8 protein-coding genes are annotated in these 15,126 nt (G+C 63.9%); 3 read left to right on the top strand and 5 right to left on the bottom strand.

The features are described from left to right. Positions 1-160 precede the first annotated feature (160 nt). The 3 genes from J8C05_RS07070 (at position 161) to J8C05_RS07060 (ending at position 9,661) form a co-directional block, all read left to right on the top strand. Positions 161-7,726: a tetratricopeptide repeat protein gene (locus tag J8C05_RS07070; RefSeq protein WP_211421551.1), complete on the top strand. Its 7,566-nt coding sequence runs from the start codon at positions 161-163 to the stop codon at positions 7,724-7,726. Between the two features lie 78 nt (positions 7,727-7,804). Next, positions 7,805-8,677, top strand: a complete 873-nt coding sequence (locus J8C05_RS07065) for a Uma2 family endonuclease (RefSeq protein ID WP_211421550.1) — start codon at positions 7,805-7,807, stop codon at positions 8,675-8,677. A gap of 24 nt (positions 8,678-8,701) precedes the next feature. Beyond that, positions 8,702-9,661 (top strand): AAA family ATPase, encoded by a 960-nt coding sequence (locus J8C05_RS07060; protein WP_211421549.1) that lies wholly within the window; start codon positions 8,702-8,704, stop codon positions 9,659-9,661. 14 nt (positions 9,662-9,675) lie between these two features. Here the strand turns inward: J8C05_RS07060 and J8C05_RS07055 are convergent, their stop codons facing one another. The 5 genes from J8C05_RS07055 to J8C05_RS07035 all read right to left on the bottom strand — a co-directional run bounded on the left by J8C05_RS07055 (position 9,676) and on the right by J8C05_RS07035 (position 15,086). Next, positions 9,676-10,497, bottom strand: coding sequence for a tetratricopeptide repeat protein (locus tag J8C05_RS07055; RefSeq protein ID WP_211421548.1), 822 nt, complete (start codon positions 10,495-10,497; stop codon positions 9,676-9,678). 80 nt (positions 10,498-10,577) lie between these two features. Beyond that, positions 10,578-11,399: a phosphatidate cytidylyltransferase gene (locus J8C05_RS07050; protein WP_211421547.1), complete on the bottom strand. Its 822-nt coding sequence runs from the start codon at positions 11,397-11,399 to the stop codon at positions 10,578-10,580. Between the two features lie 33 nt (positions 11,400-11,432). Continuing rightward, the gene (locus J8C05_RS07045) at positions 11,433-12,314 is read right to left on the bottom strand and encodes a hypothetical protein (RefSeq protein WP_211421546.1); all 882 of its coding nucleotides are present in this window, start codon (positions 12,312-12,314) and stop codon (positions 11,433-11,435) included. 171 nt (positions 12,315-12,485) lie between these two features. Then, positions 12,486-14,045 carry an FAD-dependent thymidylate synthase gene (locus J8C05_RS07040; protein ID WP_211421545.1) on the bottom strand — a complete coding sequence of 520 codons (1,560 nt, stop codon included), beginning with the start codon at positions 14,043-14,045 and terminating at the stop codon, positions 12,486-12,488. A 27-nt stretch (positions 14,046-14,072) separates the two neighbouring features. Continuing rightward, a complete protein-coding gene (locus J8C05_RS07035; RefSeq protein WP_211421544.1) occupies positions 14,073-15,086 on the bottom strand; it encodes a thiamine pyrophosphate-dependent dehydrogenase E1 component subunit alpha in 1,014 nt (337 codons plus the stop codon). Between the last annotated feature and the right edge of the window lie 40 nt (positions 15,087-15,126).

The raw sequence follows: 15,126 nt of genomic DNA, 5'->3' as shown, positions 1-15,126 counted from the left end.
ACGTTTCCAGACCAAGGCGGTGCGCAGCCGGCGCACCGCCTTTCTTTTGCCTGTCTCTGGTGATTTCAGTAACAATGCCGTACAAGTCCTGTGGTTCACTTCTCACGGCCCGGTAATAAAGACACACGGCACCAAGTTCACTCCGACAGGGGATTCGCGTATGGATGGCTCGCGCTCCACCCAGCCCGTCAGGCAGCGGTTTTTTCTCTTTCTGTTCGTCATTCTTGCGGCGGGGCTGGTGGTGATGCCCGTTGCGTGGTGGATGGTTGGGGCCCAGAACCGGCCGCGTCCGAAATCCCCGGCCGGGACGCCGACCGCAAAGCCATCCCAACCGTCGGCGCCGCCGGCGACGGATGCCACGCGGGCGACGCCAGCCGAACTGCGGGATGCCCTCTATGCAACGGAAACCTTCCTGGGCGTTCCCACGCTCGTCCCCCGGCCGTTTGCCGAAGCCGAAGCCGCGATCACCGCTTTGCAGTCCAGGTATCCGGCCGATGTCCGGCTGTTGCGCTACGGGGCTTTTCTCAATGAGCGATTGGGCAACATCCCCAGGGCGCTGCAACTCATGACGCGCTACGCCAACCTGCGGCCGGAAAGCACGGATGGCGTACGGCGGTTGGCGGCCTTTTACCACGGGCGTGGGCTTTACAGTGAAGAAGTCCGTACGCTCCAACGGCTGGCTTTGCTGACGCCTTCGGCGGCTGAGCGCCAGGCCGTTGCCGACCGCGTCTCCGGGCTGGTTCAGAAACGCGCCCTGACCGGTGTGGATGTGGCCGACTGGTATCGGCAGCTCATCGAGCAGCGCCCCGAAGACATCACCTTCCTGAAGCGTTATCTCGAACGGCTGGTGGCGGATGACAAAGCGGATGAAGCCCTGCGCGCGTTGGACATGTGGCAGCCGAAGTATCCTGACGAGATGCGCTTCTTTCTTGAGCTGCGGGCGCGCCTGTATGACCGGCGCGGTCAGCGGGATGTGGTCGTGGCCGTCTATGACCAGGCATTCGATCCGCTCTGGCCGCGGGCCATCGTCCGTGACTGGTATGAGCGGCTGCGCCAGTACGGGCGCTATCGCACCTACCGCCGCCAGCTCCAGGAGCGTTTTCGCCAGGGGGCGTCCGATTTTGGGACGGCGGCGCGGCTGTTCAATGTGCTGGCCTACGAAGGCAACCTGTCCGCAGCCGCGCAGACCCTGACCACGCTCGAAAAACGCCGCGAGAAGACCGGCTGGCCGCGTGAGGAACTCGACCGCGCGGCGGCTATGTGTCTCAACATCGGGCAGTATGATCTGGCGGCGCGGTTTCTCTACTCCCTGTACGCCATGGGCGGCGCCAGTCCCGGCTCGCCGGAGCGCGAGGCGACGCTGGCCAAACTCACGGCGGCCCTGCTCGACGCCAACGAAGTCGGGACGACCCTGAGCGCCGGGGATTTGTCCCTGTACGCCGACATTGCCCAGGTTGACCAGGGAGCCGGGTTTCTCAATGGCGTCCTGTCACTCATTCTGGCCGGCAACAACATTCCCCGCGAGTATGCCCGCGCGAACCGTTCGGCAACGGCCTACTTCAACCGGGCGCTGGCCTATCGGTTCTTCACGGCGCTTCAGTCCGAGTATCCCCGTTCCGGGCGGCTGCTGCCACTTCACACCAAACTGCTTGAAGCCTTTGCCGCCATGGGTGAACACGAGACCGTCGTGCGGCTGGGCGAGGATTTCCTGCGTGCCTTTCCAGACGCGCCGACCTTTCCCGATGTGACGTTGCGGGTCGCCGAGGCTGAAGCGCGCCTTGGACGGCGCAATGCCGAACGGAAACGCCTGATCGCGCTGCTCGACTGGCTTGCGGCACGAAAACCGGAGCGGGCGCCGCTGATGCCGGTTTCCACGCGCCGGTGGGTGTTTGTCCCAACGGACACACCGGGACAGGGAGATGTGGCTTCGTCGTCGGCCTATCGCATCCACGACCTGACCGACACCGACGATTCGGATGAGTCCCAGGATTTTCAGGACTATGACTACCAGACCGACTACCTGGGGCGGTCAGTCGAGCCGAAAGAAACCGTCACTTATGCTTCGGTGCTGGAGCGGGTCATTGCCAGCTTTGCGACCGAGGCGCAGAACCCTGCTGACGAGTCATCGCCGGGTAAGCCGCCACGCCTCAACCCGACCCTGACCTTTCTGTACGGTGAAATCAAAAAACATCCGCGTGAAGAAGGGCTGTACGAACGGTTGTTGCGCTGGCTGGGGCAGCAAAGTCTGGTGGATGAGCAGCTTCGCGCTTACCAGGAGGCCGTCCGACGTTTTGGCGACAACACCTGGCGGCATCGTCTGGCGCGGTGGTTCATCCGCAATGACCGTCAGGCGGCCTTTGCCCAGTACTCGAAGCAGCTTTCAGCAGCACTCGACGACGAAGACCTGGCCGCTTATTTGCAGGCGTTTTTCGAGGATGTTCAGCTCGAAGAGGGCAACAATGACGCCCGGCTGTACCTGCAACTCTTCCGCATGGCGCACGACCGCTTTCCCACGAACCTGTTTTTTGTGCGCGGACTGCTGAACTACTACCGGGCAACGAACCGCCTGGCCGAGTGGGAACGCCTTGCCGCACAGTATTATTTTGCCGACCCGACGCTGCGCAGTGCCTATCTGGCTTATCTTTCCGAGAAAAACCGCCTAGCGACCAGCTATGCCAAAGCCAGGGCACAGAATGACGCCAGTCACCGGCAGTTTGCCGCCGATGCCGCGCTCTGGCTTTCGCGTCATGAGGAAGCGGTTGACGCCTACCGTGAACTCGTGACGCGCTATCCGGGGGAGACTTACTACGCCGAGCGACTGGCCACGCTGCTGCGCTCGCTGGCTGCGACGCGCCCTGGCGCGCGGGACGAAGCCGCTCAGCAATGGGCGGCACTCGCCAGGGTCTATCCGGCTGAAAACCGCTTTCTGACGCTGGCCGGGGAAGTGCGGGCCGAGGCCGGAGACTGGGAAGGGGCCGCCGCACACTGGGAAAACATTGTCCGACGCGCGCCGGGTGATCCCGAAGCCTACCTGGAGTTGGCGACGCTCTACTGGGACTATTACCGCTACGACGACGCCATCCGAACACTGCAAACCCTGCGCCAGCGGGTCGGCGATGACACCCTCTATGCCTACCAGCTTGGTGCGCTCTATGAGGAGCGGCAGCAGCGCGAGCGGGCACTGGCCGAATACATGGCTGCGGTTGGCGGCGGCGCCGAACGGGAACCGGCCATCGAGCGTCTGGTTGTGCTTTCCCGCCGCAAGGATGGGGCGGCCGCCATCGAAGCTGCCTTTCAGGCGCGTCTGGCGAAACAGAACACGCCGGAACTCATTCTCGGCTATGCCGACTATCTCAAGCGGGCCGAACGGCGGGATGCCGCACTTGATCTGCTGGCGCGTGAGGCCACGCGACGGCCGGAAATTCCGTTTCTGGAGGCCGTCCGGGATGAGTTTCGCGCTGCCGGGCGCGCGGCCGATGAGCGGAAAGTGCTGGAACGTCTCGTCGCCCTGGCGCGGGACGAGCGTGAAAACATCAAGTACCGGTTGCAACTGGCAACCTTTTTTGAAGCCCGCAACCAGCGTGGGGAGGCGCTCCAGACGCTGGACGGTCTGGCGCGCGACTACCGCAACAATCTGGGTGTCGTGCAGGAAGTGGGACGCTTTTACGGGCGGCTGGGGGCTGTGGACAAGGCGGTGACACTGGCCCAGGCATCGCGCCAGATCGCCACCGGCGACTACCGGCGAAGTCTGACGCTCCAGTTGGCGCGACGGCAGCGCGAAAGCGGGCAGGTGGCGGCGGCCGAGACGACGCTGCGCGAATGGTATGCCGCCAATCCCACGGATACGGAAGCCTTCACCGAACTGGCCCGGCTTCTGGCAGACGCCAAACGCGATGCCGATCTGGCCGCGTTGTACCAGCAGGGGCTGGCCAACCTGGCCGCCGGGGCCGATGAGTTCGAGCTGCGGAAAGGCTACATCGAAGTGTTGACGCGCCTTGGCCGGCATCAGGAAGCCGTTGACCAGCACATCGAACTCATCAACCGCGAGCCGGAAGACTCGTCCCGGTTGCAGGTGGCCCTGCGGTATGCCGAGCAGCAGAACCTGCTGGAGCGGATGACGCGCTACTACACCGAACTGGCTGCCAAGGCGGACCGCAACTACCGCTGGAATGTCGTTCTGGCGGAAATCTACCGGTTTCAGGGCAATCTGGGCGGCGCGGCGGAACAGTATGCCAGGGCCATTGTCAACGAGCCGCAGCGGGGTGATTTCAGGAGTACCCTGGCGGCGCTTTATCGCCAGGCGGGGCGTTACGACGAAGCTCTGGCCACGCTCAAACGGGCGGCCGAGCTGGAGCCGCAAAACCCGCGCTGGGCAGCCGCGACGGCCGAGGTGTATCTCGAACAGGGCCAGACCGAACGCGCCATCGCGGCGCTGCGGGAGTCCTTTGCCAGGCGGAAACAGTTGTCGGCGCAGGTGTATTTTGCCGCCGGAAAGACCCTGCTGACGGCCGGCGCCGTTGCCGAGGGCGGCAGCTTTTATGACGAGGGCTTTGCGCGCGTCATGAAGTCGCCGCCGACGGAAACGTTCGATGAGGATGCCGTGGTCGCGTGGTTGCAGACCATTCTGTACCGTGAATCGGCCGTGGCAGCGCTCGGCCGGCTCGAAGCCCTTGAGGCTGCTCTGGCCAAGGCCCCGCAGAATGCAGTTGTCCAGCGTGGACGCGGCCTGCTCGATTACACAGTGCGGCCGTCACGTTTCCCCCAGGTCATCCGCGGCTATGCCACGGCGGCCCAGCTTGCCCAACTGGATGAGGCGCTGACGCAACGCCTGACGCGGGCTGTTGTCGGGTCGGCCGAGTTTGAGCGTCTGGCCAGCATCACCGCCAATCTGGGCTTGTACCGGGCGACGGAGCAGGCGCTGCTGCGCCGCAAGGATGACGCTTATGCAAAGCAGACGTCGGCAGAAGATGCCAACTATGTGAATGCCCTGCGGGCGCTGCTGTCCTTCTATGAATCCCGTCTGGACACCAAGGCGGCGCTTGCGCTGCTGACGGCTGAGGAAGCCCGTGCCCGCTTTCCCGGGGCCTTCGACTTCACGGCCGCCAAGGCTGACTTCTGCCGCAACGTTGGGGATGTGGCGGCCGAGCGGACGGTACTGGAGCAGTATTACCAGCAACGTACCGGCGCGCTTGTCACGGAAGAAAATCCGCTTGTGATGCGGCTTCTGGAGCTGCTCCACCAGCAGGGGGATCGGCAAACCATGCGGAAACTGGCTGCCAGCTATTCGCCCTATCAGCTTCAGCTCATCAACTTTCTGGTCTATGTGCGCGAGAAGGAACTGGCAAGGCTGGCCATTGAGAACGCCGGACAGCCGGTTGCCTGGCAGCAGGCGCGGCTGGCGCAACTTGAACTCTACTTCCGAAACCGGTCGCCGGAGGTCGAAAACCTGTACCGGCAGGTGCTGGGTATCCGGCCGATAGGCGAGCAGGCCAACCGCAAGCCGGACCCGGCACGCGAACTCACCGGGGAAGACTGGTTTCGCACGGCGCGCAACTATGGCGTCTGGCTGACTCTGGATGACTCGCGGGCGGCGGATGCCCTGCGCTTCCTGGTGGCCGAAACAGAAGCTTCTCCCCGTTCGGCATCAGCACAGACGGCACTGGCCTATTTTCTGTGTGCGCGCAAACGCCACCCCGAAGCCCTGGAGCATGCGCGGCTGGCGCGTGAACTGGCCCCGGAAGACCCGGAAGCCATGGCGGCCGAAGGCGCCGCCCTCTATGAAATGGGCAACCGGACAGCCGCCCTGGGGACGTGGCGGCGGATGCTCGCCGGACGACGCAACCAGCTTGCCGCCCACCTGACGTTTCTCTCAGTGCTGGCCCGGTACGACCTGCTCAACGAAGCCCTACCGCCGGTGGAAGCCTATCTTGTCGCCCGGCTGCGGGAGCGCGCCGATGAGGACACCTATGAACCGCTGGTGACGCTGCTTTGCACGCTGGCCCGCAGTCAGTCCGGTCGGGAGTCGCTGATCGTGCCGGCGCTGGTACAGGTTCTGGCGGCAACCCCGGATGACATCCGCCTTGGCCTGCAGTTGACCCTGACCGAGGCCCTGCCGGAGCGGACGCGGCTGCCGCTGTACCGTCTGACCAGCGAGCGCCTGGCCAACCAGATCATCACGGCCTATGCCCGTGGCGACTATGACCTGTACAGCGACGATGTCCCTGGCAGCGACACCCTTGCCGGTGCGCTATCCAAGGTGCAGCGGGCCTGGGCAACGGCGCTGGTGGCTTCCAAAGCCTACGCCGAGGCCGAACGCGAACTGCGCGACATGGTGACGCTGCGCCAGACGCTGTTCGGGCGAATGCGCGAGGAGGCGCCCCCTGACCTGTACATTTCCGAGCCGGAGACGGTCGCGGTCGAACCCGAGTGGCTCGTCATGGCGCAGGCGGCAGTGGCTATACGCAGTGGGCGCACGGCGGCGGCCGTCGAACGCCTCAAGGCGTTTGTCGCCGCTCCGGCTGCGGCCACGCCGGATGCGCCGAACGACACGGGAGCCATTCAGCGGGCACAACATGCCTGCTACCTGCTGCTGAACGAAGGCAAAGCGGAGGAAGCCACGGCGTTTCTGGAAACCTGCTACCAGTTGCAGATGGCCCAGGATGACAGCCTGGGGGTTGCCCTGGGCTACATCGAAGCCCAGTTGATGCGGCGGCAGACCGAGGTGGCGCTGCGGCAGCTCAGCCGGCTGGTTGAGCGCCGCCCCGAACCGCAGGTGCTGGCCGAGGCGGCAGCGCTGGCGGCCAAATATGGGGCTTATGCGCCGGCCCTGAAGTGGCGTGAGCGTCTTTACCGGCTGCTTCCGGGAGATGCCGAAAACCGGATTGAGATGGCGCGGCTGCTGGCGCGTACGGGCGATCTGGGAGCAGCCGCGACGCAACTCTATGAACTCGCTCAGGACCGCCGGTTGAAGGCGGAGGAACGGCAGCGCGGACTTCAGCAACTGGCCGCCATGGTGCTTCAGCAGCCGGCAGTCGGTGAGGCGCTGTTGGGTAAAGCCCGCGCGTCCTCTGATGCGGAAAGTCTGACCTGCCTGGCTGTGTTGCAGGACGCGCTGGGGCGTACGACCGAGGCCCAGAAAACCTTTGAGCAGGCGGCGCAAATGCCATACGCCACGGGCACGCGGGAAGCCTACGGGCAATTTCTGGAACGGACGAACCGGCCAGGGCAGGCCATCCCGGCCTACGTGCAGGCCCTGCGCGAAGGGGCCTCATCTGATCGGGAGCAGGTCATTCGGGCAGCACTGGCGGCCAACCAGACCGGAATGGCGCTGGCGCTGGCGCGCAATGTGCAGTTTGTCCCGCAAACGCCTTCCGCCGGCCTGCCGGCCGCCGGTTTGGTCTATGAGCAGCCGGTGGTTTCCTGGCCGGCGGCAGCGTACACATCGGCCAGCCGGGAGGCTGCTGACCAGCGGCTTGCTGCACAGCGGCAGTTGTTGTCCCGTCTGGCGGCGGCAGCACTGGCGCAGCAGGATGAGGAACTGGCGATGACGTTTGCCCAGGCTTTGCTCGCGCTGGCCGCCAGTTCACCGGCCGCCACAGATGAAGCCAGACAGCTTTTGGCCGAAGTGCGCCGGCGTCTTGAGCAGCAACCGGTGCGGAAGAACCTGTTTGGCTTGACGCCAACCAGTGAGTTGAACTTTACCGATGCGGTCGGTGAAGGTTTGTAGCCAGCAGGCTTTGCTCCTGAACCGGCCTGCTCGAAACCGGTCGTCTTGACCGTAGAACCTTTGGGGAGATGATGCACGATGTCACGCGCGCCTTCGGCTCCGCCCGTTGAACGCCGGATGTCCTTCGAGGAATACCTGCGTTTTGACGATGGCACGGACACCCGCTACGAACTGGTGCGCGGGGTGCTGGTTCCTATGCCCACGGCCACTGCCGCGCACGAACTGCTCATCAGCTTTCTGGCCGCGATGATGATGCGCTTCATTGCCGCGCATGACCTTCCCTTTGTCGTGCGGGTCAATGCCGGCGTCCAGACCGAGGAAGACACGTCGCGCCTGCCGGACATTGCCGTGTATGACCGCCACGACTGGGAACGTCTGCTGAAGCAGGGTGGCCCGGCTGTCCTGCGACTCGGCGAGCCGATGCGTCTGGTCGTCGAAGTCACAAGCGAGAACTGGAAAGACGATTACTACGACAAGCGCGCCGAGTATGAGCAGCGGCGGATTCCAGAGTACTGGATTGTGGACGGCCGCCGGAAACAGGTTGTGGCGCTGTATCTGGCGGAGGATGCCACAACCTATCAGGAGCAGGTGCTCAAGCCGGGGGATGTGCTCGCATCGCAGGTGCTGGCCGGGCTGACCCTGCCAGTTGAGACCATTCTGGCGCCGCCCATGCCCGAAGACCTCCTGCGGGAAGAACTCCAGCGGCTGTCGCAAGCTGCCCAGGAAGCGGCCCTGGCGCAGCAACGGATCGAAGCCGAACGGCAGCGGGCGGAAGCCGAACGGCAGCGGGCGGAAGCCGAGCGGCAGCGGGCGGAAGCCGAGCGGCAACGGGCGGAGGCAGCGTGGCAGCAGGCTGAGGCGGAACGTCATCGGGCGGAAGCCGCTGAAGCACGTTTGCAACGTCTGGCGGCCAGGCTGCGCGAACTGGGACTCGACGCCAACGGCACATAAACCACGGTCGGGAAAGGAAACCTTATGGGGCCATCTGTGCAGGAAGTCGCCGACTTCATCCGGCGGCAACTGCGTCTTGTCATCGTTGGGCAAAACGCCATCATTGACCAGATTCTCACCGGACTTCTGACCGAAGGTCACGTTCTGCTTGAAGGGCCGCCGGGCACGGCCAAGACGCTGCTCGTCAAAACCCTGGCGCGCGTCATCGGGGCCGGGTTCAACCGCATCCAGTTCACCCCTGACCTGATGCCGGCCGATGTGACCGGAACGAACGTCTATAACACGGCGACCGGGGTGTTCACCTTTCGCCGGGGGCCGATTTTCACCGACCTGCTGCTGGCGGATGAAATCAACCGCACACCGCCCAAAACCCAGTCGGCGCTGCTCGAAGCCATGGAGGAACGGCAGGTGACGGTGGATGGCGAAACCCATTGCATGTCGCCGCTGTTTATGGTGCTGGCCACGCAGAATCCGATTGAGTACGAGGGCACGTACCCCCTGCCCGAAGCCCAGCTTGACCGTTTCCTGCTGAAAATTCTCGTGGATTACCCTTCGCTCGAAGAGGAAGTCCAGGTGGTTTCCAACTGGAGCAGCGGCTTCAATGCCCGGCGGCTCGACGTGCTCCCGCTGGAGTGCCTGCCGGATTCAAGCGTCATCCTTCAGTGCCGGGCGGCGGTTCGGGATGTCGTCGTCGAGGAAGGCATCCGCCGCTACATGGTCAATCTCGTTCGTGCCACACGTCCGCCGGCCGCACCCAACCTGACGTGGGGGGCCAGTCCCCGTGCGGCCGTGGCGTTGCTGCTCACGGCGAAAGTCCAGGCGGCGCTCGATGGGCGGACGTTCGTCACGCCGGATGATGTCAAGGCCGTGGCTCTGCCGGTGCTGCGGCACCGGGTCGTCCTGCGCTCGGAAGCCCAGATTGACGGCATCACGCCCGATGAAATCATCACGGACATCATCCGGCGCTTGGCTGTCCCACGCTAGTTTGGGCCGTCCCGTCAGTGGGGCGGAATGTTGCCGGTCGTGTTCGCCTGGGCCAGCCGCTGCCGGATGGCCGGCAGCATTTCGTTCTGGGGTGCGAGTCGTTCCAGCTTTTCCACGATGGGCCTGGCTTCTGCGGGACGATTGGCATCCAGCAGGGCAATGGCGTAGTTCTGAAGCGTCAGGGTGTGGTTTGGGTCAATGCTGAGCGACTGCTGGAAGTACGCCATGGCCTTGTCCAACTGCTGTGGCCGGCGGAAGTAGTACGTCAGTCCCAGGTCGGTGATGACGTTGACATCCCTGGGCGTCAGGGTGAGCGCCTTTTCGTACCACTTCTGGGCGTCTTCGTAGCGTTTGGCGTCAAAGAGCGCGTTGGCCAGCCCAACCACAATCTGCCCATTGTTGGGTTGCAGCTTGTAGGCCGCCTCGAACCGGGCGATGGCTTCCGGGTATTTCGATTCGGCGGCGAGCAACCGTCCCAGAATGGCCAGCGCCTGCCAGTCGTCCGGGCGGAGTTTGACGGCGGCCTCGAAGCATTCCCGCGCTTCGGGAATGCGGCCGTTTTCGGCCAGAAAGATGCCCAGCCGGGTTTGGGCGTCGAAGTCATCCCGTTTGCTGGCGGCTTCAGCCAGCGCCGTCTCCACGTTCGGGTTGCGGTGCAGGTCATCATCGGGTGCTGCGCCGCCGGCCGTCCGGTTGCTGGCGGCAAAGGCTTCGGCGCGGGCTTTCTCAGCCTGCTCGCGGATGAACTCCCGGTTGCGGCTGTTGGTGTAGGCAAATCCGATGAAAAAGCCGATGACGAGGCACGTCACGGCAACCGCCAGAGTGGATGGTTTCATGCTTTGTCTTGTGGGCCAGGGCGCATGGGCTGGGGCGGCAGGCCCGATCCTGGTCAAACATCCATTGGGGCTGCCCCCGGTCAGGTCGGGGGCAGGCCGTACTGTGCATAGTAATAAAGCACCGGCGCATTGAAGAGCAAACTGTCGAGTCGGTCGAGCAGCCCGCCGTGGCCGGGCAGCACGGCAGCGGCATCCTTGGTGCCAGCGCCGCGTTTGAGAAGCGATTCGTACAGGTCGCCGAGTTGTCCGATAATGTTCATTACGACGGCCAGAACCAAGGCGTGGGCGAGGGGGAGTGCCGGAAACAACCCGTAATGAACCGCCACGGCCGCCGCCAGGCTGCCACCGACATTGCCCACCGCCCCTTCAATCGTTTTTCCGGGACTGACCAGCGGCGCCAGCTTATGCCGCCCGAAGGCGCGTCCGACGAAATACGCCGCAACGTCCCCGGCCATGATGACTACAAAGAAAAAGGTGAGAAACCGGCTGCCCAGTTCGGGCGGTTCAAGCCGCTTGAGGCCGATGAGAAAACCACACAGCACCCCTACATAGACGACGCCGTGCAGCGTGGCCGCATGGGAAGGAAGTGACTTTTTGAAATCGCGTTCGGTGAGCACGCCCTGCACCATCGTGGCGCCGAGCAGCAGGCCCAGCAGCGCCGGCAAAAATTCAATGGCGCGCGCGTAGAACAGTCCATGGACGCCGAGCAGTCCGCAGATGCCAATGCTTACAAAGGGAATGAAGCCCAGTTTTTCGGCGAGGTGAAAGTACTCGACCAGCCCGAACAGCGTGGCGAGAATGACGAATCCGACAAAGAGAAAGGGCGTCGGGAGCCAGATACTCCAGAACAACAGCGGCAGTGCGATGAGCGCCGTGATGACGCGCCAGGCAAGGTTGGACATTGGGCAGGGCGCTGCGCCGTCGGAGCGAGCGCCTCAGAAGGTGTCGTCTTCACCCCCCTGTTTGGGTTCAGGAATCTGACGGGCCATTTCCGGGTCGAGCGCCGCCAGGCGCTGGTAAGCCTGCTGCCCAAGCAGTGCCATGCTGCGTGACTTGGCTGCAATGGCGTACTCTTTGACGGCCGCTGCCGGGTCCTGTTTGGCTTCGTAGAGCTTTCCAAGTGCGAAGGCAATGACCTCCGGCGAAACCACGGCATTGTTGCCAGCCTGCGCGCACTTCTCACGGAGTTGCTGATACTGCGCAATGGCTTCATCCACCTTGCCTTCGGCGGCCAGGGCATCCGCCAGCGCGAGGGTGGCGAGCTGACCGACGGCACCAGGAGTTACGGAGAGGTCCCGCAGGGCCTGAATGCCCTGGGCCGGGTCGAGTTTGAGCCGGCACAAAGCCGCATAGTAGCGGCTCATGAAACTCTGCGAAGCGTAGCCGGCGGCTTTGTCAAAGGCGGCGGCGGCTTCGGTGTACTTGGTTTTTTCGTCCGGGTAGGTCTTTTTGCCGGGAACGGGCGGCTCATCTTCGGCTGCCTCACCTTCCTTTGGCGCTTCCCTGACTTCGGCGTTGTACATCGCCAGCGCCTCGGCAAATGCCTGCTCGCCTTTCGCCTGGTTGTAGCTGTAAAACCAGTAGGCCCCGCCTGAAACCACAACCACCATGAGCAGCGCCAGCCCGATTTTGCCTAACGGGATTTCAGTCTCTTCGACGGCCTGACGGATGCGTTGGAGAAAAAGGTCAAAAGCCGGCGGCCGGAGCAGTTCTTCGCGTTCCGGCGTCATCGGCGGCGCGGCCGTTGCGGCCTGCGCTGCTTTCGCTTTGGCTTTTTCCTGGTTGCGCGTGGTCGTGAGCTTGACACCAATCGCCATGAAACAATCCTTGCCTCAGATAAAAGTCAAGTGACCGAACATAGATGCCCGGTCATAGCATGTCAAGCAACGGGCTTTTCCTGGGACTGCGACGGGGCTTAGCCGACACGGGGTTTTCCCGCCAGCCTGTACGTCATGAGCCCTCCGCAGCCCGCGCCGTGTCGGCCGGACCTAAAACGTACGCTGGTAATCCGCGAGGTCGAGCTTCCACACGCGGACGCCGCAAAACCGCTCGCCCTCCGGGCAAATCGGACGCACTCCGGCTGCGGCGCGCTGACCACAGGGCGGAAGCAGCCAGCGCCCAATCCGGGGGTTGATCTCCCGAATCTGCTGGGCTTCTTCGACCGATGCCCGCCAGATCTCTTCCTGCGCCAGGTAACACAACCGCATGCGGTGCTTGTGGTGCAGATTGAGCAGGTCGGACGACTCCGTGAAGCGGATCGAGACAGCATTGGGGAGCAGATAGGCCGCATCGCTGGCCGCCACGCCCAGCGCCTTCAGCCGTCCGATGGCTTCCCACGTCCGCGCCATGGTTTCGCGGTAAAACCGTCCCAGTTGTTCGTCGAGACGAATGAGCGCCGGGGTTTCGTAATCCGGCTCGGCGTCGAGATGTCCGACCAGCAGGGGGCGCGAGCCGGGCGTCAGCCGGTGGCGTTGGTCCTGTGAATCCGCCGTGTGGCTCAGTTTCTTGCGGAAGGTGTAGTGCGGATGCGCCAGCGCCCGCGTCAGCTTCGCGTGCGTTGTCAGGTTGAGTTTTTCACCCAGCAGCCGGTTGCGCGCCGGATCAAGCACGAGCGCCACGGCGTCATCGTCGGACAGCGCCGCCGCCGGCAGTCCCAGAACTTCCCGGACAGTCGCCGCCAGCAGGGTTTCATTCTGCGGCTTCCAATCCACAAGGCGCGAAATCCGCCCGCCCAGGCTCGCATCGAATTCCTGCCGGAAGACCTGCCGCTGCCCGTCAGAGGTTCCCCACCCGGCAAAGTCGAACTCCAGCGTGGCTTCCAGCGGCAGGGGTTCTTCCAGCACCGTCTGGTAGAGCGGATCGTGCGCCAGCAGCGCCGCCACCATCGCACCTACCACGGCGCGCGTTTCTTCAGGTGCGTCGTACTGCTCGCACAGCCGCCAGTAGCGCAGCAGCGTGATGCCCGAAACCGTGTGGTACAGGTAGGCAAAGGTGGCCACGGGCAGGACGTACCGCGCGACCTCCATGGCGCGCTTCTCGATTTTGCGGCGTACTTTGGGGTGCTGCGGGTCGTGTTTGGAAAACAGCTTGCGGTACTCGGCCGCGACGACCGGCTGCAAGCGTTCGGTCAGCGTCCGGTAGGCGTCGAACTGGCGCGCAACAGCCGCTTCATACACCGCCAGCGCCTCGCCAGACAGCGCGGGAATGAAGTACGTCCCCGGTTTGACCGGCACGTACCGCTGGCTGACCTGCTCGGAGTTGTAAAACGGGTGGGCGTGCAGAAAGCTCCAGATGAACTGCCGCGACACGTTCGCCAGGGCAAACTGGAAGTGGGCGTGCTGGTAGGTCGTGTGGTGTCCGGCTTCGTAGATGCTCTGCGCCAGTGGCTCAAATCCGGTCTGGATGTCTTCGTCGCGGACGATGCCGCGCGCCGAATAGCACGTTCGCGCCGTGGCAATGACGTTTTTGAAAGGCGTCGGAAAGGCTTTGGTCAGGCTGACCAGCGGCGGCGCGGAACGAAACGAAGGCGACGGAAGGGCAACGGACATGACCAGACCTTTCGTGGCAGATGGTGGTCAGGACGCATAGACATCGAGCAGCGCCGAAGCCGGTTCGGGCATGGGATTGGCTTCGGCAAAAGCTACGTCGTCATCGAGTTGCCGGGAAATCCGCTGCGTGATGGCTTCCAGTTCGTCCGGCGTCGCCAGTCCGGTTTCGAGCAGATACCGCTCATAGCGTTGCAGAGGGTCTTTGGCGGCCCACGCCGCCAGCAGTTCTTTTGGCACGTAGCGTTGGTCGTCGTGCTCGGCGTGGCCTTTCATCCGAAAAGTGACGGCCTCGATGAGCGTGACACCGCCGCTGGCACGGGCGTGCTCGACGGCGCGCCGTGTGACATCGTACACCGCGAGAACATCGTTCCCGTCAACCCGCTCGCCCCGGACGCCAAAGCCCACGGCTTTGTCCACGATGCGCTCGACGGCCATCTGGCGGCTGGTTGGCGTCGAGTAGGCGTAGCCGTTGTTTTCGACGATGACGACCACAGGAAGCCGCTGCACGGCGGCGAAGTTCATGCCTTCGGCAAACGCGCCGGTCGAGGAAGCGCCATCGCCCATATAGACCAGACAGACGCGCGATTCGCGCCGCAGACGGGAGCCCAGCGCAATGCCGCACATCACCGGCAGCATGTCGCCCAGGTGGGAAATGGGACCGATGAAGCCCCGCTGCAAATCGGCATAGTGAATCTGCAGGTCGCGCCCACGGGTGGGGCTGTCGCGCTTGGCCATGTACTGCAGGAGCAGTTCCCGTGGCGTCGCGCCCATGACGAGCATCGCCCCAAGGTCACGAATGAGCGGGGCAATCATGTCGTTGTGCGCCTTGTCCATTGCGTAGGCGCTCCCGACAGCGGTGGCTTCCTGCCCCAGCGAACGGTACAGCCCGCCGACGACTTTCGTCTGGCGGTACAGGTTGACGAGCCGCTCCTCGAGCAACCGGGTGAGCTTGAGGTAGTGGTAAATTTCGTGCTGTTGTTCCCGTGAAAGGGACGGGTGCGGTACGGTGGCCGGCGGTGACTCTACAAGTTCGGATGACATGGCAGGACGGTGAAACGGTATGAAGTGGAACGCCGGACTA

The sequence above is a fragment of the Chloracidobacterium sp. N genome (genome assembly GCF_018304765.1).
GTDB classification, from domain to species: domain Bacteria; phylum Acidobacteriota; class Blastocatellia; order Chloracidobacteriales; family Chloracidobacteriaceae; genus Chloracidobacterium; species Chloracidobacterium aggregatum.
Note: the sequence above shows the minus strand (reverse complement) of the source record. Positions and strands in the feature narration are given on the sequence as shown.